The sequence below is a fragment of the Enterococcus sp. AMC2644 genome (assembly GCF_058216475.1).
Genome location: NZ_CM177095.1, coordinates 1,806,034 through 1,821,890, shown reverse-complemented (window position 1 = coordinate 1,821,890; position 15,857 = coordinate 1,806,034). Strand labels below are relative to the sequence as shown.

At 35.9% G+C, this 15,857-nt stretch carries 17 protein-coding genes; 4 read left to right on the top strand and 13 right to left on the bottom strand.

The window, feature by feature from the left end; all coding sequences use genetic code 11:
* Window positions 1-6: 6 nt before the first annotated feature.
* The 7 genes from AC4BC5_RS08850 to AC4BC5_RS08820 form a co-directional block, all read right to left on the bottom strand.
* Window positions 7-312, bottom strand: coding sequence for a PTS fructose transporter subunit IIB (locus AC4BC5_RS08850; protein ID WP_490495076.1), 306 nt, complete (start codon window positions 310-312; stop codon window positions 7-9).
* A gap of 37 nt (window positions 313-349) precedes the next feature.
* Window positions 350-832 (bottom strand): PTS sugar transporter subunit IIA, encoded by a 483-nt coding sequence (locus AC4BC5_RS08845; RefSeq protein ID WP_490495075.1) that lies wholly within the window; start codon window positions 830-832, stop codon window positions 350-352.
* Window positions 795-2,297: a BglG family transcription antiterminator gene (locus AC4BC5_RS08840; protein ID WP_490495074.1), complete on the bottom strand. Its 1,503-nt coding sequence runs from the start codon at window positions 2,295-2,297 to the stop codon at window positions 795-797. The genes AC4BC5_RS08845 and AC4BC5_RS08840 overlap by 38 nt, the downstream gene beginning before the upstream one ends.
* Window positions 2,298-2,637: 340 nt before the next feature.
* Complete coding sequence (locus AC4BC5_RS08835; protein WP_490495073.1) at window positions 2,638-2,979, bottom strand: DUF1831 domain-containing protein; 342 nt, start codon at window positions 2,977-2,979, stop codon at window positions 2,638-2,640.
* 56 nt (window positions 2,980-3,035) lie between these two features.
* On the bottom strand, window positions 3,036-4,178 hold the full coding sequence (locus tag AC4BC5_RS08830; protein WP_490495072.1) for a cysteine desulfurase family protein: 1,143 nt from the start codon (window positions 4,176-4,178) through the stop codon (window positions 3,036-3,038).
* A gap of 99 nt (window positions 4,179-4,277) precedes the next feature.
* Window positions 4,278-5,249 carry a ribose-phosphate diphosphokinase gene (locus tag AC4BC5_RS08825; protein ID WP_490495071.1) on the bottom strand — a complete coding sequence of 324 codons (972 nt, stop codon included), beginning with the start codon at window positions 5,247-5,249 and terminating at the stop codon, window positions 4,278-4,280.
* A gap of 75 nt (window positions 5,250-5,324) precedes the next feature.
* Window positions 5,325-5,864: a C39 family peptidase gene (locus AC4BC5_RS08820; protein WP_490497529.1), complete on the bottom strand. Its 540-nt coding sequence runs from the start codon at window positions 5,862-5,864 to the stop codon at window positions 5,325-5,327.
* Between the two features lie 70 nt (window positions 5,865-5,934).
* Between AC4BC5_RS08820 and AC4BC5_RS08815 the strand changes: the two genes are divergently transcribed.
* Entirely contained in the window at window positions 5,935-7,839 is a 1,905-nt protein-coding gene (locus AC4BC5_RS08815) for a M13 family metallopeptidase (protein WP_490495070.1), read from the top strand.
* Between the two features lie 147 nt (window positions 7,840-7,986).
* Here AC4BC5_RS08815 and AC4BC5_RS08810 read toward each other — a convergent pair whose 3' ends face one another.
* The 4 genes from AC4BC5_RS08810 to AC4BC5_RS08795 are packed head-to-tail and all read right to left on the bottom strand — an operon-like array spanning window position 7,987 to window position 10,155.
* Window positions 7,987-8,532, bottom strand: coding sequence for a cysteine hydrolase family protein (locus AC4BC5_RS08810; protein WP_490495069.1), 546 nt, complete (start codon window positions 8,530-8,532; stop codon window positions 7,987-7,989).
* A gap of 11 nt (window positions 8,533-8,543) precedes the next feature.
* Complete coding sequence (locus AC4BC5_RS08805; protein ID WP_490495068.1) at window positions 8,544-9,239, bottom strand: 5'-methylthioadenosine/adenosylhomocysteine nucleosidase; 696 nt, start codon at window positions 9,237-9,239, stop codon at window positions 8,544-8,546.
* 12 nt (window positions 9,240-9,251) lie between these two features.
* A complete protein-coding gene (macP, locus tag AC4BC5_RS08800; protein ID WP_490495067.1) occupies window positions 9,252-9,584 on the bottom strand; it encodes a cell wall synthase accessory phosphoprotein MacP in 333 nt (110 codons plus the stop codon).
* A gap of 1 nt (window position 9,585) precedes the next feature.
* The gene (locus AC4BC5_RS08795) at window positions 9,586-10,155 is read right to left on the bottom strand and encodes an NUDIX hydrolase (RefSeq protein ID WP_490497528.1); all 570 of its coding nucleotides are present in this window, start codon (window positions 10,153-10,155) and stop codon (window positions 9,586-9,588) included.
* A 223-nt stretch (window positions 10,156-10,378) separates the two neighbouring features.
* Here AC4BC5_RS08795 and AC4BC5_RS08790 point away from each other — a divergent pair, with 223 nt between their 5' ends.
* The 3 genes from AC4BC5_RS08790 to AC4BC5_RS08780 all read left to right on the top strand — a co-directional run bounded on the left by AC4BC5_RS08790 (window position 10,379) and on the right by AC4BC5_RS08780 (window position 13,127).
* On the top strand, window positions 10,379-11,041 hold the full coding sequence (locus AC4BC5_RS08790; protein ID WP_490495066.1) for a helix-turn-helix transcriptional regulator: 663 nt from the start codon (window positions 10,379-10,381) through the stop codon (window positions 11,039-11,041).
* A gap of 167 nt (window positions 11,042-11,208) precedes the next feature.
* Window positions 11,209-11,868, top strand: a complete 660-nt coding sequence (locus tag AC4BC5_RS08785; protein WP_490495065.1) for a 5-bromo-4-chloroindolyl phosphate hydrolysis family protein — start codon at window positions 11,209-11,211, stop codon at window positions 11,866-11,868.
* 65 nt (window positions 11,869-11,933) lie between these two features.
* Window positions 11,934-13,127, top strand: a complete 1,194-nt coding sequence (locus tag AC4BC5_RS08780) for a toxic anion resistance protein (RefSeq protein WP_490495064.1) — start codon at window positions 11,934-11,936, stop codon at window positions 13,125-13,127.
* 396 nt (window positions 13,128-13,523) lie between these two features.
* Here the strand turns inward: AC4BC5_RS08780 and AC4BC5_RS08775 are convergent, their stop codons facing one another.
* Together AC4BC5_RS08775 and AC4BC5_RS08770 are read right to left on the bottom strand one after the other, a co-directional pair.
* Window positions 13,524-14,900 (bottom strand): amino acid permease, encoded by a 1,377-nt coding sequence (locus AC4BC5_RS08775; protein WP_490495063.1) that lies wholly within the window; start codon window positions 14,898-14,900, stop codon window positions 13,524-13,526.
* Between the two features lie 21 nt (window positions 14,901-14,921).
* The gene (locus AC4BC5_RS08770; RefSeq protein WP_490495062.1) at window positions 14,922-15,782 is read right to left on the bottom strand and encodes a GRP family sugar transporter; all 861 of its coding nucleotides are present in this window, start codon (window positions 15,780-15,782) and stop codon (window positions 14,922-14,924) included.
* Between the last annotated feature and the right edge of the window lie 75 nt (window positions 15,783-15,857).

Here is a 15,857-nt window from a genome sequence, read left to right as displayed (position 1 = left end):
TCTCCTTTATAATTGTTCTTCTATTTTATTGATTAATCCTTTTGGTGCTTTAATAACTAAACTTGTAGGAACTTCTACTACTTTTTTTCCTTTAAATCGTTCTTTCCCCCCTACTTTTATATCTGCAGCAATAATCACAATGTCAGCAGCATCAATATCTGCTTGCGTTAACTCGTCTTCTGTTCCAATTGTTCCTTGCGTTTCAATGTGAATTTCATGACCTAATGATTGTGCCGCTTTGATTAACTTCTCTTTTGCAATATACGTATGAGCAATTCCTGATGTACAGGCTGCAATGCCAACAATTTTCATTTTACTTCCTCCTTGCGTTCTCCATTTAAAAATCTGGTTACTCAGGTTCCTTAGACAATAATTCAATCATTTTTTCTTTCGTTGTCGCTTGATGTAACTCTTCAATAAATGTTTCATCTGCAAGTAACATCGCCACTTTCTGTAATAATTTAATGTGCAACGTATTCGCTTCTACATTTCTAACAGCAAATAGAATAATCACGTTTACTGGTTCCTCATCTAATGACTCCCATTCAATTGGTTGTTTTGTTCTTCCAACAACAAGTGAAGTCTTTGTCACACAATCGGATTTTCCATGCGGAATTGCTATACCTTGTCCTAATCCAGTCATTCCCTCCTTTTCACGATTGAATACATCTTCCAAAAAGCCTGCTACGTCTGTAATTAAATTATTTTGATAAAGAAGTTCTGTTAGCTCTTTAATGCTTTCTTCTTTTGTGGTTGCCTGTAATTCTAAATTCACTAAATCCTCAGTAATAACATTAGCTATGCTGAAATTTTCGGTTAAATGTTGATCCATTCCCTATTCCTCCTAAAAGTTTCTTTGTTCTTTCCTCATCCTGTTTTGTAAAAACAGAATTAACTAAAATTGTTGGTATTGTCGTGGGTGATGTAAAATGTATTGTCGTGAGTATAAGATCAATATCTTCATATTTCTCTAAATTCTTACTAAATTTTTTAGACGATAGAACATCGACAATTTCGAGATCTGGAAAAGCTTTCCTAACTTTCACTTTCAATAATTCTGAAGTTCCTACCCCACTACTACACATAATCACTATGCGTTTTTTTCGTTTCTGAATTTCTTTGTACCTTACAAAATATAAGGCTAAAAAACCAATCTCATCATCACTGATTGTTGATAAATGAAATTTCTGTTCTGCCTTTCTAGATACTTGTGAGACAAACTGAAACATATTTTGATATTCTAAACGAATATCTTTTAGCAATTCATTTTTGATAACGATTTCATTTTTTAAGCGATATAATAAAGGAGCAATATGACTAATCAAATCTTCCTGATATTCATCAATATCGATTTCCGTACCAATGAGTTGCCTCATCTCCTCCATAAAAAATGATGTAAGTTCAATTGCCTCTTGCTCTTTAGCGATAACATTAGTGGTTTGGTTTTCTAAACGTGAAGAAAGTAAATATTGAAATAAGAAAAACGATTCAATTTCAGCTAAATCAAATCCTAAATATCCAGACATTCTTTGGACAACTTCGACAGATACTTCATAAAGAAATTGGTATTTTGTAATTATTTTTTCTTCGGATTCATCTAATGTGTTATCTATTTTTTCAGAAATTTTCCCTTCTCGACTGCGTTTCAACAAGATATAGAGGTGTGAAAAAATGTTGATATTATACGGATAACTAATTATTGTATCTAGCTTCTTTTCAATAAATTCTAGTAGAGACGTTATATAATCAATATCGTAAGCATTTACATTTTTAGCATCAGCTAAAAATGTTTCATTGATTAGATTTTCTTGTCCGATTAAATAATTGACAGTCTTACGGATTTTCTTTTCTTCTCCTATTATCGATACTCGCTGATCCTTTTTTTTAATTTCTAATTGATATTTTTTCAAAAAGGACTTCATTTTTTTTAAGTCTTGTAGGATAACGGGTTTAGTAACAAAATAAGGTTCAAACAATTCATTAATGTTTACTGAATTGGGAGATTTGAAAAGTAGCGTTAACATAATATTATTGCGTCGATTAAGTGACTCATCCATTCGTTCCACATTTCCTTCTCGACTTTCTCTCAAATATTTCTCGTAATCTAAACGGAAACCTCTGCCGACTTCAGAAATAATAATATCTCCACCGGAAAACTCGTCATTGATTCTTTTGATGGTGCGATAAATTGTTTTAGTAGAGACATGAGCAAAACTGGCGAGCTCTTGTGCTGTTAGAGTCATGTCATTTTTAATCAATAGTTCTAACAAATGATTTTCTCTCTTGCTCAGCTGCATATCATCAACTCCTTGTACATACTATAGCGCATTTTTGTAAGCGCAATCTTTTTTATATGTCCATTAATATGGACATTTAGTTTCTATCTAACAACTATGGGGCTCACTACTCAAACGTTTCCTTATTCCTGTTTTCCATAACTTATCAATTAGCACAACACTACTTGACTTAATTTAAGATAAAAAGAAGTGCTGCAATAAGTCCATTTGACACGAAAATATCCGAACTATCCAGAGTTTGCTGTTTCATTCTAGTAGGTCTTTTAGATAAGCCCACGAAACATAGCAATACTCATCGAGAATAGCTCGGATATTAGTATCTTTACTTATAATACAATTCTTAAACCTTTTCAAATAGGCCACGGCTGATAAAACCGTCCATTAAAAAATAGAATTTTTCTTGTAATAAATCATTTGCTGAATCTTTAAAAATATTGACAGCTTTTAAGCCATTAGCAGTTGTTACAGACATTTTGATTTTTTTAATCTCTTTATCAACTGTGATTTTTAATTTAAAGCCTTCTTTGCTTTGTGGTGTTGCTTCTAGAGGACGGATTAATTGAAAGTTTCCGCCTTTTGTTTCAGTAAAACCATTATCGCGTAGAGTATAGCGCTTAGCAGTTGGTGCTAAACGATAGCTTACAGCTGCGCCCAAAACTGTATCGATTTCTTGAAATGCCATTTTTCCACCTCATCTTGTTCATTTATTCTCATTATAAAGGGTTCTGAAAGGTTTGACTAGTCTCTTTTCAAACGTTGAACTGAAGCAATTAAAACTGTGGCAAATTCCTCAATTTCTGCTTGCGTATTCTCATAACCAAAACTGATACGAATCGATTCGCGAATTGCTGGAGAATTTTTGCCGTACATTGCTTCTAAAACGTGTGAAGGTTCAACATTTCCAGCAGTACATGCAGAACCCGTGGAGACTGCAAATCCTTTCAAATCTAAGTGCATTAACAGTAAATCACTTGGGACCCCTGGAAAACGTAAATTTAAAATGTGTGCCAATTTGTTGGTATCATCACCATTCAAGTGGAAATCGACACCAGCATTCGTTAGTTGTTCAATAACATAGGCTGAAAATTCTGCATACAGTTGTTGTTTATTTAGTTGGACTTCTGGCGTTAAGACTTTAATTGCTTGTGCCATTCCACAAATGGCTGCTAAATTCTCAGTTCCTGCCCGACGTTTTTCTTCTTGTTCTCCGCCATGAAGATACGGTTTTAACTGCACATTATCACTTTTATAAAGAAAACCGATTCCTTTAGGGCCATTAATTTTATGGCCTGAAACGGTTAATAAATCAATATGCCATTCTTTGGGGTATAACGGTATTTTTCCGTAAGCTTGTACGGCATCCGTGTGAAACCAAGCCGAATGTTCCATTAATAATTCACCGATTTCTTGGATAGGTAATAAATTACCGATTTCATTATTTGCAAACATAATGGACACTAAAATAGTGTCTGGACGTAAGGCAGCTTCTACATCGGCGAGTTGAACTTGTCCTTTTTCATCAACGGGTAAATAAGTAATATCAAATCCCAGTGTTTCTAAGTATTCGGTGGTTCGTAAAATAGCCGGATGCTCGATAGCTGTAGTGATAATATGTTTTCCTTCTGCCTGACGTCCAAGGGCTGTATTAATTAAAACCGTATTATCGCCTTCTGTACCGCCACTATTAAAAATAATTTCATGCGGCGTCACTGCTAAACTATCAGCAATAATTTGACGAGCATTTTCTAAATACTCATGTGCACGTCTGCCATATTGATGAATACTAGAAGGATTGCCAACAACTTCAAGCATTACTTCACTCATTTTTTCTACAACATCTGGTCGTACAGGTGTTGTTGCAGCATGATCTAAATAGGTCATTTTGTCACCTTCTCTTTTAATAACATTATTATAACAAACTTGTGAAAAATACCAATCAAAGAAGAATCATCACGCTTCTTCTTTGATTGGTTGCTTTTTTTATAAATAATTTTCCTCGTCCAACTTGAATAATGGGCTCATTGGCGTGTTTTCATGAATTCGTTTCACAGCTTCACCCATTAACTTCGAACAAGTCACATAGGTTAATTTTTCTGGATGACGGGCTTCGTCAGTTAAGCAAGAATCCGTCACACAAATATCTTCAATTGGTGCAGCATCCAATGTTTCTTTGGCGGGTGGTGAAAGTAGCGCATGTGAAGCACACGCATAAATATCGCCCGCACCAGCTTCTTTTAACAGACGCGCTGCTCGTGCAAAGGTTTTGCCAGAATTTAGAATATCATCCACCATGATACAGCTCTTACCAGCAACATCACCAATCACGTAACCACCATTTTCTAGCTCACTATCTTGGTCAATGATTGCTAGTGTCGTATTCAAATATTCAGCTAAGCTTCTTGAACGTTGTACCCCACTATTTTTTGGAGAAACAACAACATAGTCATCCCCATCAAAGCCTTGCTCTTTGTAATAGCGAGCAAACAATGGAATAGTAAACAAATTATCTACCGGAATATCAAAGAATCCTTGAACTTGAACAGTATGTAAATCGAGAGTTAACACACGAGTTGCACCTGCTTCGACCAACATATTAGCAATTAATTTAGCCGTGATGGGCTCATGTGGTTTTGCCGTACGGTCTTGACGAGCATATGCATAATAGGGAAGAACAATATTAATTGTTTTGGCACTTGCACGTTTCATCGCATCAATCATAATCATTAATTCCATATAGTAATCATTTACGGGTTGATTCGTTGATTGGATGATGTAAATATGCGCACCACGAACACTTTCTTCAATACTGATAGCAATCTCGCCATCACTGAATTTTTTGATATCACATTTTCCTAATTTAGAACCAAACACTTTTGCAATTTTTTCTGCTAATGGAACATTTCCATTTAAACTAAAGATTTTCAACGATTCATCGTGATATTTTTCGACCATGTGATCCTCCAATAGAATTTTTTTTCATTTTAACACACTTTACTGATTTAGTTTAGCATGATTCTCTGCATGATATCAAGGAAGTGATACTGTTCCGTTGACCCACTTAGCAGGAATAATTTGATTGTAGTTTCCCCAATTATCGTGGACTTTCAAAAAACGTTCTCCTGCACTTGTTTCCATATAAGCATACGCGGTCACCCAATGATTGCCATAAGTACTTCCTAAAACTTTTAAAACCCCGACCACAACGGGTTTTCCTTGATCGATGCGTTTGACTGCGCGTTGCCAGCCACCAGCCATCGTCATACGAGCACGTAATTTTTTATCCGTATAATCAAAGTAAGTCGATAACCCATGCGCCACTTGCCAAGCAACGGTCGGTAAGCCATAACGTTGAATAAATAATTGTAAAAATTTTACGAGTGTGTTTGATTGATGACTGTTTTTCTGACGAATATACGTTGGAATAACTTCTGCATCAAGATAGTCTTGATAATAAGCTAATAAAACAGCTGACGCATGGGTGCCACAAAGATATCCTTTGGGGGTTGTCCATTTGCGATAAGCTTTAAATCTTTCTTCTGGAATACCAATCCATTCATCTTTTTTCATCATTTGTCTCCTTCATTTGCGTGTTTGCTTCAACTGTATCATAATAAGAGGATGAAATGGAGTGAAAACAATGACAGATTTAAAAAAACAAGATTTTTACGAGTATGTCAATGGAGACTGGCTGAAAACAGCGACCATTCCAGCTGACAAACCAGCAACAGGTGGTTTTCAAGATTTAGTCGAAGGAATTGACCAACTTTTAATCAAAGAACTCAACCAAATGAGTCAAAATGAATTAGCCATTCCTAAAAATCGGATGCAAGATGCAGTAAAATTTTATCAATTAGCTCGTGATTATGACACAAGAAATCGATTAGCTGGTGAACCCATTGCTGATTTGTTAAAACGCGTCGCTGATTTAACTTCTTTTGAAGAATTAAATGACCAATTAAGTGATTGGATAAAAGAAGGCTTACCTTTACCGTTTCAGTTTTTTGTCATGCCTGATATGAAAAATGCAACTGAGCATGCCCTTTATTTGAATCCAACATCCTTAATTTTGCCAGATAAAACCTATTATGAAGACGGACACCCACAAGCAGAAAAGTTACTACAAGTTTTCTTTGAAATGAGTGTCAACTTATTGCAACATTTTGGTAGAACTCTTCCTGAAGCAGAGACGATTGCTGAACAAGCATTAGCATTTGATAAAGCAATTGCCCCTCATGTCTTGAGTGCCGAAGAAAGTGCCGATTATACCAAAGCTTATAATCCAAAAAAATTAACAGAAATTGCTGCTTATTCTGAGCATATCGATTTCCTAAGCGTCATTGATCAATTAGTTCCAGTGCCACTTGAACAAGTGATTGTGACAGAACCAGCTTATTTTGAAGCCTTTGATGAGATGATTAATAATGAAAACCTACCATTACTAAAAAGTTGGATGTACGTACAAACTATTTTGACTTACACAAGCTACTTAAGTGAAGACTTGCGTCAATTAGGTGGTACTTATCGACGCTTTCTTTCAGGGATTGACGAAGCTATGTCCCAAGAAAAGGCGGCTTATTATTTAACTTTAGGCGAATTTGGCCAAGTGATTGGTTTGTATTACGGTCAAAAATATTTTGGTCATCAAGCAAAACAAGATGTTCAACACATGGTTCATACAATGATTGATGTTTACAAAGAACGCTTAACAACGAAAGAATGGCTAAGTTCCACAACTCGTGAAAAAGCAATTGTTAAATTAAATAATATTGGTGTTCATGTCGGTTATCCTGATAAAATTCCAGCTGTCTATGATTTGTTCCTAACTCAAACTGCTGAAGAAGGTGGTACGCTTGTCAGCAATGTCCGTCACTTTTCACGTTTGGCACGTGAAGAGCGTTTTAACAAAGTAAAACAAGTGGTGGATCGCAACGAATGGAGTATGGCCGCATGTACAGTTAATGCCTACTATAGCGGAATGATGAATGTGATTGTTTTCCCAGCAGCTATTTTGCAAAAACCCTTTTATAGTGTCGAACAATCAACCAGTGCCAACTATGGTGGTATTGGCGCTGTCATTGCCCATGAAATTTCACATGCCTTTGACAACAATGGGGCTAAGTTTGATGAATTTGGCAATCTGAATAATTGGTGGTCACAAGAAGACTTGGCGCATTTCGAACAATTAGCCGAAGCTATGATTGCTGAATTCGATGGTTTAGAAATTGCTGGTGGAAAAGTTAATGGCAAATTAACTGTTTCTGAAAATATTGCTGACGCAGGTGGTCTAAGTTGTGCGTTGGAAGCAGCCAAAAAAGACGCTGATGTTTCATTAGATGACTTCTTTACAAACTGGGCAAAAATCTGGCGGACAAAAGCCAGAGAACAGTATCAACAGCTTTTACTTTCAGTTGATGTTCATGGTCCAGCAAAATTACGTGCAAATATTCAATTACAAAATTTAACCGATTTCCATGAATTCTACGGAACTGAAGTTGAAGATGCGATGTATCGTGCACCAGAAAAACGGGTACAAATTTGGTAATCTGAACATATAAATACGTACAAAACAAAAAAATCCGAACGATATAGCGTCGTCACAAGTTCTAATGAATTTGCGACAACTTTCTGCCAACTTGCAGAGCGTCTATCGTTTGGATATTTTTTTCAACTAGTTGTAACAGAGCCTTCTTTATTCCATGATTGCTCCCAAACTACCTTTAAAATGACGTAAGGCCCATTCGTGACCTTGTGCATCAAAACTGGCAACGGCTTTTTCAATAATATGGATAGTATATCCTAAGTTATAGGCATCAACAGCTGTATGTAATACACAAATATCGGTGCATACACCTGTTAAATAAATGTCGGTAATTTGACGTTCACGCAAACGAATATCTAAATCTGTGCCACTGAATGCTGAATAATGACGTTTGTCTAGCCAGTAGACATTCGGAGCATCTTGATGCAGTTTATACACTGGCGACAGACGACCATAAAGATCACGACCTGCGGAACCCGCTAGATTATGCGGTACAAATAATTTATTTTCCGGATGAAAAGTATCTCCTAATTCATGTCGATCAATTGCAAAAACAACAAAATCACCATTCTCAATAAATTTTTTTGTTTCTGCTACTAAGGTTTCTTCAATTGCTTGACCAGCCGCACCAGTCGTTAGTGCACCGTCTGTTGCAACAAAATCATTCGTATAATCTATTGAAATCAATGCTTTCATATCTGTTCCTCCTATGTTAAAGACTCCACAAAAGCTAAGACCATTTCTGCCGAGCGCTGACCTGCGACTTCAATAAATTCATCAAATGATTGGGTCGCTTCGTGATCAGCCGTGTCACTCATTGCACGAATTACCAAGAAAGGCACATCAAATTGCAGCGCTGTTTGTGCAATTGCCGCCCCTTCCATTTCACAAGCTAAAGCTTCTGGAAAGTGTTCTAAAATATGACGAATTTTCTCAGGATCATCGATAAATGAATCTCCCGTCACAATTAATCCTTTTTTTACTTGATGCTTGGTTTTTTCAGCCGCTTTTTCGATAGCTTTCATCAGATTAGCGTCTGCTTCGTAGTACAATGGCATGCCACCAGGAACTTGTCCATATGCATAACCAAAACCTGTAGCATCTACATCATGGTAAGCTAATTTTTCAGAAATAACTAAATCGCCAACTGCAAGACCTGCCCCAATGCCGCCTGCAGATCCAGTATTAATCACAGCATCAACTTCGTATTGTTGAATTAATAAACTAGTGGTTAACGAAGACAATACTTTTCCAATACCAGATTGGACAACAATTACGTCATGACCAGCATACGTACCTGCATAAAATGTTGCACCAGCTTTTTCCCACGTTTTCATCTCTGTTAACTTTTCTTTTAAAACAGCCACTTCTTGTGCCATCGCACCAATAATTCCAATTTTCATTCGTTTACTCCTCTATAAGAAAAAGATCATCATCATCACAACAATAAGTAATAACGTTACAATCACAATACTTTTCATTAGAAAAGTATTCATTTCACGAGAACGTTGTTGTTCACTTGAACGTGTTTTTTTCGATGTCTCTTTTTTTAATTCTTTACGATAATAATTTGTTGGTTGTTTTTCTTTTCCCTTTATCGCTTTTGTTTCTTGCTGGTTTTGTTTTTTAAAGGAAATTTCTTTCTTCTTTGGTTTTTTAATAATTTGACGATTGCGCTCTAAAGCAGCTTCTTGTTCATCTTTTCTTTTCCGTAATTCTGATCGGGTCACTAAGGGACGTTTCGCCATATTATACCCTCCCTTGGGCAATCAACAATTCCCAATATTGAATCGCAAAAATTGTTTTAGCGTCACAAATTGTTTTTTCTTGAATCGCTTGTTTTGCCTCTTCTAGTGTCCATTCATAGACTTCTAAGACTTCATCGTCATCTTGCGCCAATGGATTATCAACTTTTTTTATATTTTTGGCATAATAGACATGCAATAATTCATTAGCAAAACCGGGAGATAGATACATAGACGTCAAATGCTCCATACTTTCAGCACGATAACCGGTCTCTTCTTCCAGTTCACGAGCTCCCGTTTCTTCTGGATGATGTCCTTCACCAGGATCAATTTTTCCTGCAGGAATTTCAAAAATAACTTGTTCTAAAGGTTTTCTAAATTGCTTTACTAAAACAATTTTATTTTCAGCCGTTAACGCTAAAACACCGACTCCTCCTGGATGAAAAACCAATTCGCGTTTAGCTGTTTGTCCATCTGGCAAACGCACTTCATCTAACGCTACATCAATAATTTTTCCATGAAAAATTTCTTTACGTGTAATTGTTTTTTCTTCAAAATCTTCATAACGAAGCATTGGGTCACCATACTTTCTTGATTTATTCATTATCACTTAGTTTACCATAGAAAAGATGAGATTTCCTAAGACCTAAGATAGAGATTTGTAAAGAAGAGGAAGAATTTCTCCTGTTTCTCTAAAAAATGAATATAAAATGAGATTATAAATAGAAAAACACTCATAATTCCTCTATAATAAGAATGAGCAGGAATCCATGTAAGATTTAGATAGGAGGATAACTATGAAATCACTTGGAGAACAATTAAAACAATATCGGATAGATAACAATTGGACACAACAAGAATTAGCAGATAAACTAACTGTCACACGCACAACGATCTCTAATTGGGAGAGTAGCAAAAGCTTTCCTGATCTAAACCGTCTTGTTTCTCTCAGTCGACTTTTCGATGTCCCTCTTGAAAATTTATTTTCGGCCGACACTTCAGTTATAAAGAAAATTACCCATGAACAAAAACAAAATCGTTTGAAAGGATACCTTATTCTAGGATTGCTGACGATTATCTTTTTCTTGGTTGGTGGTTTAGCTTTGACTTACCAAGGTTCAAATTTTTCACAATTGCTTACTGCGCATGAAACCTCTATTACTCAGATTCCCCAGGAGAAACAAGAACAATGGATTCCTATTTCTTTTACAGATCATAAAAAACAAATGGTGCCTTATCTCTCAACACGCGCATTGTTCGGTATTAAATCAGTGGTCAACAGTTCAGACATTGCTTCTGTTAATCTGCGAATTACCCGCCTTGCCGATAATCAAAAAATTGGCGAATATACGCTTGAACCTAATGCAAGTCAGCCTTTGCCAAGTTTACAGCGCAATGAAAAATATTTAGTCGAAATCCGCAGTAATGCTGAAACCTGTATTTTAAACTTTATGTCTTAACCAATTGATCCATTGAAACATAGATATTTCTTATAAATTTCCTAAATTAATAAAAATCCACCGCAAGTCGGATACTTTTCTTTTCGGTTACATGCTAAAATAAATTTATAAACAACACAGGTCTTAAATAGCATGTTGTATCCAATAAATTTAGGAGGAATGAGCAAATGAAACGTTCAACTTGGACTGTTATTGGTCTTGTCACTATCGGTGCGATCATCTTTGGTACGATGTTATCCGATTACTTCCCAGTTCTATTACTAATTGGTGGCGTTTTACTGGTCGTTTATGGTTTCAAAGGAAAATCTGCGCCAGTTTCAAAAAATAGTTTACCTGTTTTATCAAAAAAACGGGAGCAAACCTATCTTGACAGTGGGATGTCTTATCGTGAGATTGAATTTTTCCGCGAAACATTAAATCAAGCGAAAAAAGAGATTGAAAAACTGCAAGCAAATATTAGTCAAAATGCAAAATTAAAAGCAATTGACTTACGCCATGATACAATTAGAGCAGCAAAAGCTTTATTTAAAGAGTTAGTCAAAGAACCTACTCGTTTAAACGAAGCTAGCCATTTTCTTTATACTCACTTACCAAACATGGTTGATTTAACAGATAAATATTTAGAAATCAACAATCACGAAATTAAAAGTCGTGACACTTATGAAAAAATGGAAGAAAGTATTCAAATTATTGATCAAATGGCGGCATTAATTAAACAAGACTATCAAAAATTTGTATCTGATGATTTAGAAGAACTAGATGTTGAATTATCGATTGCCAAACAAAGCATTAAAAGAGAAAATCAATATAAAGAAGAAGTGAGATAAAAGAAATCTTTTGTCTCATTTCTCTCGAATAATACACTGTTTCTATCAAAGGAGGAACTACATATATGACTGACACAGCTAAGACAGATGTTACCGATACATTAGAAGATTTATTAAGTGATCCATTTGCCCCAAATTTAGATTCATTAACAACCACGCAAAAGCAAGAAATTTCATCGTTACAAGAGCAACAAAAAGCACCTAGATTGATTGATCAACTGCCCGAAAGTCGTCAACAGCAAGCAAAAGAATTGGCAGCAAAAATTGATGCGACTGACCAACAAGCAGTGATTACTTATGGTGCTGCGGCACAAACAAAGTTAAGTGATTTTTCTCAATCAATGTTAAATCATGTGCAAGCAGCTGATATTGGTCCAGTAGGCGATTCATTGACAGAATTAATGTATCGTTTACAAGAAGCCAATCCTGATGACTTGCGTGCCGGTGAAGGTAGTATCTTTAAGCGCATGTTTGGTAAAGTTAAACAATCTATCTTTGAGATTACTGCGAAATATCAAAAAATTGGTGCTCAAATTGATAAAGTAGCAGTGAAATTAGACAAGGAAAAAGAAGGTCTGTTAAAAGATAACTTGATGCTTGAACAACTTTATCATAAAAATAAAGACTATTTTGATGCTTTAAATATCTATATCGCAGCAGGCGAATTAAAAATGGAAGAATTACAAACAAAAATTATTCCTGAATCACTAGAAAAAGCCCGCCAAACTGGGGATCAAATGGATGTCCAAATTGCGAATGACTATTCTCAATTTTTAGATCGTTTAGATAAACGTACACACGATTTGCGTTTAGCACGTCAAATCACCATCCAACAAGCACCACAAATTCGCTTGATTCAAAATACGAACCAAGCATTAGCAGAAAAAATTCATGCGTCAATTAATACAGCTATTCCATTATGGAAAAATCAAGTAGTTATTGCTTTAACTTTGTTGCGTCAAAAAGATGCCGCAACTGCACAACGTCAAGTTTCTGAAACAACCAATGATTTATTGCGTAAAAATTCAGAAATGTTGAAAGTTTCTGCCATTGAAACAGCTCGTGAGAACGAACGTGGTATCGTTGACATTGAAACACTGCAACAAACGCAAAATGATTTAGTTGAAACTATTCAAGAAACCTTACGTATTCAACAAGAAGGTAAAGAAAAACGTCGCAATGCCGAAGTTGAACTAGGCATGATGGAAGAAGACTTGAAGCAACGTTTATTAGAAATTACATCTGGCAACCAAAATTAATCTTTCGAACCAATTACTTTAGGGTGATTGGTTTTTTTATGGGTTATCTTTCAAAACATCAGCTATTTAGAATAAGACTTGTAAAAAAGGAGTACAGTTAACTATTCTTCATTCCGTCAAACTTTTCTGCTACATCTCTGTGTTTTTAAGCTAAATGATATGATACAAAATAAACCTAAAATTCCAAGAACAATAGACCGTATTCTTTTTTATACGGTCCGTGCTAATGATCTATTGTTGAAACAAAAAAATGAATCTGTGACATCAGAAAATTAACAGTGAAATAGCCGCACAATAGAAGAATGATCTTCGTCGCAATTTCGCCTTGATTTGGCGTAACATGCTATTTTGTTCGGCTATTTTCATCTTGTTTTTCCTTATGCCACAGACCCAGCTTTATTTTTTATTCAAATGGCTATGTTGGTATCCATAAACAAAATAAATAATTAAACCAAGTATGCTTGTAACTCCAAAAACAATCCATGTGACTGCACTAAAACGTGTCATTAAAAAGACACAAAAAATTACTGATATAATCGGTAACAAAGGGACGAAAGGAACTTGGAATTCTCCTTTTTTCGGTGAACCAAGTTGTTGACGTAAGCGTAAAATGCCTAAAGACATCATAACTAAGCAAGCTAACGCGGTAATATTAGTTAATTCAGCCAAAATCGTCAATGGAAAAGCCGCTGCAAAGAATAAAGCCATGCCCCCCGCCACATAAGTTGCATTTTTCGGTGTTCGCTGTTTTTCGTCAACTTTTTGCAAAAAGCTAGGTAATAATCCATCTTTACTAATCGCATAAATCAAACGTGCCAATGAATACAGCATGGAAATCGTCACTGTTAGCAACGTTAAAATTGCCCCGACAGAAATAATCGAACCAATGAATCCTTTATTGACATAGCGCATCGCAAAAGCAACAGGATCACCAATTCCCAATTTTTCAAAGGGAACAATTCCTGTTAAAATCATCGTTACCGTAATATAGAGCAATGTTGCAATCGCGATTGCACCAATAATCCCTTTAGGAATATCTTTTTGAGGATCCTTTACTTCTTCAGCAGCCAGTGAAATTGCATCAAACCCTAAGAAAGCAAAAAAGACTAAAGCCGCACCATCCATGATCCCTTTCATTCCATTAGGCATAAAAGGTTGCCAGTTTTTAGGATCGACATAAAAGACACCTACTACAATAAATAAAATAATAATGCCAAATTTCACCCATACCATCAAATTATTTAATCTTAATGCTTTTTTTGCTTCTTGAGTTACCCACAAAGTAATAAAGATGATAACTATCGCGGCAATTAAATCAATGTATGTCCCTTCTTTAGGGTTATAGCTAGCAGTTAATTCATGCGGTAATGAGAGGTTAATACTTCCCAGAAATCCTTGTAAATAACCTGACCAGCCCGAAGCAACCGATGAGACTGCTAACATATATTCACAAATTAGAAACCAGCCCGCCATCCATGCACTTAATTCTCCAAAAACCACATACATATAGCCGTAGGGGCCACCAGAAATAGGAACTCGTGAAGCAAATTCAGCAAAACATAACCCACTTAATACAACAACCACTGCCGCCACAATAAATGAAACACTTAATGCCGGGCCTGCATAATTGGCTGATGCTTGACCAGTAACTACAAAAATTCCAGTACCAATAACGGCACCAATACCAAGCATAATCAAATCTTTTAAAGTCAGTTCTTTTGTTAGGTAACTTAATACTTGCTTATCGACAGACTTTTTTCTAAATAGTTTCATGCGTCCTCCACCTATTTCTTCTTACAATGCTTTTAAATAACCTAATAACAGTCCGCCAATAATTACCATTAAACAACCTAGAATCACAAAACGGAATTCTTTCTTCGTTTTACTTTCGCCTAAAATGAAAATACCACCCAATGTTGAGATGATAATTCCCATTTGGGATAGAGAAAAACCTATGGCTAAACCAATTCTTTGCACTGTCATCAACATACAAATATTTCCAATTCCCCACAATAATCCGGAAGTCATGTTTTTCCATACAAAAGAATCAATGGTTACTTTTTTAAAGGCAAACAAACTGGCGCCTACCATCATGCCGATGCTTTGCGGTAAAATAATCGCTAACGGGTCCAACTTTGCCCATGTGATAATAATCGTATATGCACCATAACCAATCGTTGAAAAAATCAAGGCTCTAAAACCTTTCCCAAAATCATAGAAACGGCCTGTTTCTGCTTTTTTATCATCTTGGCGAGCGGTTAAATAAGCACCAAAAACTAAGAAGAATAAGGCTAAAATGCCAAGAAAAAAATCACGCGTTTGCGTCCATTCATGAAAAAAGACGGCTCCTGCTAATGTGTTCAAGGCCAACTGCATCCCTGTCGACATTGGTAACCCAACAGATACCCCCATGTATTTCATTCCGTGAAATTGTCCGTTTTGTCCAACTGACCAAAATACTCCTGATAAGAATCCAATCAGACAAATCCAAGGGGTGATTGTTGGTTGTAACATAATAAATAACACCAGAGAAAAAAGAAAAGCGCCGATTGTCATTCCTAAAGTTTGTTGATTGGCATCACCGCCAATTTCCCCACTAACTAGCCCAATACTTCCCCAAGCAAGCATCGGTACTAACGCAATTAAAATAGTCATACGAACTCCATCCTGTTAAAAATTAATAAAAATACCGTATTAGTCTAACAATGATTGCCCCTGCATGACAAGAGT

Excerpts from the sequence above, each read along its gene's own strand:
- AC4BC5_RS08830 (WP_490495072.1), bottom strand. The coding sequence starts at position 4,178 with ATGACCTATTTAGATCATGCTGCAACAACACCTGTACGACCAGATGTT.
- AC4BC5_RS08840 (WP_490495074.1), bottom strand. The coding sequence starts at position 2,297 with ATGCAGCTGAGCAAGAGAGAAAATCATTTGTTAGAACTATTGATTAAA.
- AC4BC5_RS08820 (WP_490497529.1), bottom strand. The coding sequence starts at position 5,864 with ATGAAAAAAGATGAATGGATTGGTATTCCAGAAGAAAGATTTAAAGCT.
- AC4BC5_RS08825 (WP_490495071.1), bottom strand. The coding sequence starts at position 5,249 with ATGGTCGAAAAATATCACGATGAATCGTTGAAAATCTTTAGTTTAAAT.
- AC4BC5_RS08850 (WP_490495076.1), bottom strand. The coding sequence starts at position 312 with ATGAAAATTGTTGGCATTGCAGCCTGTACATCAGGAATTGCTCATACG.
- macP (WP_490495067.1), bottom strand. The coding sequence starts at position 9,584 with ATGGCGAAACGTCCCTTAGTGACCCGATCAGAATTACGGAAAAGAAAA.
- AC4BC5_RS08775 (WP_490495063.1), bottom strand. The coding sequence starts at position 14,900 with ATGAAACTATTTAGAAAAAAGTCTGTCGATAAGCAAGTATTAAGTTAC.
- AC4BC5_RS08770 (WP_490495062.1), bottom strand. The coding sequence starts at position 15,782 with ATGACTATTTTAATTGCGTTAGTACCGATGCTTGCTTGGGGAAGTATT.
- AC4BC5_RS08810 (WP_490495069.1), bottom strand. The coding sequence starts at position 8,532 with ATGAAAGCATTGATTTCAATAGATTATACGAATGATTTTGTTGCAACA.
- AC4BC5_RS08815 (WP_490495070.1), top strand. The coding sequence starts at position 5,935 with ATGACAGATTTAAAAAAACAAGATTTTTACGAGTATGTCAATGGAGAC.
- AC4BC5_RS08780 (WP_490495064.1), top strand. The coding sequence starts at position 11,934 with ATGACTGACACAGCTAAGACAGATGTTACCGATACATTAGAAGATTTA.
- AC4BC5_RS08845 (WP_490495075.1), bottom strand. The coding sequence starts at position 832 with ATGGATCAACATTTAACCGAAAATTTCAGCATAGCTAATGTTATTACT.
- AC4BC5_RS08785 (WP_490495065.1), top strand. The coding sequence starts at position 11,209 with ATGAAACGTTCAACTTGGACTGTTATTGGTCTTGTCACTATCGGTGCG.
- AC4BC5_RS08805 (WP_490495068.1), bottom strand. The coding sequence starts at position 9,239 with ATGAAAATTGGAATTATTGGTGCGATGGCACAAGAAGTGGCTGTTTTA.
- AC4BC5_RS08790 (WP_490495066.1), top strand. The coding sequence starts at position 10,379 with ATGAAATCACTTGGAGAACAATTAAAACAATATCGGATAGATAACAAT.
- AC4BC5_RS08835 (WP_490495073.1), bottom strand. The coding sequence starts at position 2,979 with ATGGCATTTCAAGAAATCGATACAGTTTTGGGCGCAGCTGTAAGCTAT.
- AC4BC5_RS08795 (WP_490497528.1), bottom strand. The coding sequence starts at position 10,155 with ATGCTTCGTTATGAAGATTTTGAAGAAAAAACAATTACACGTAAAGAA.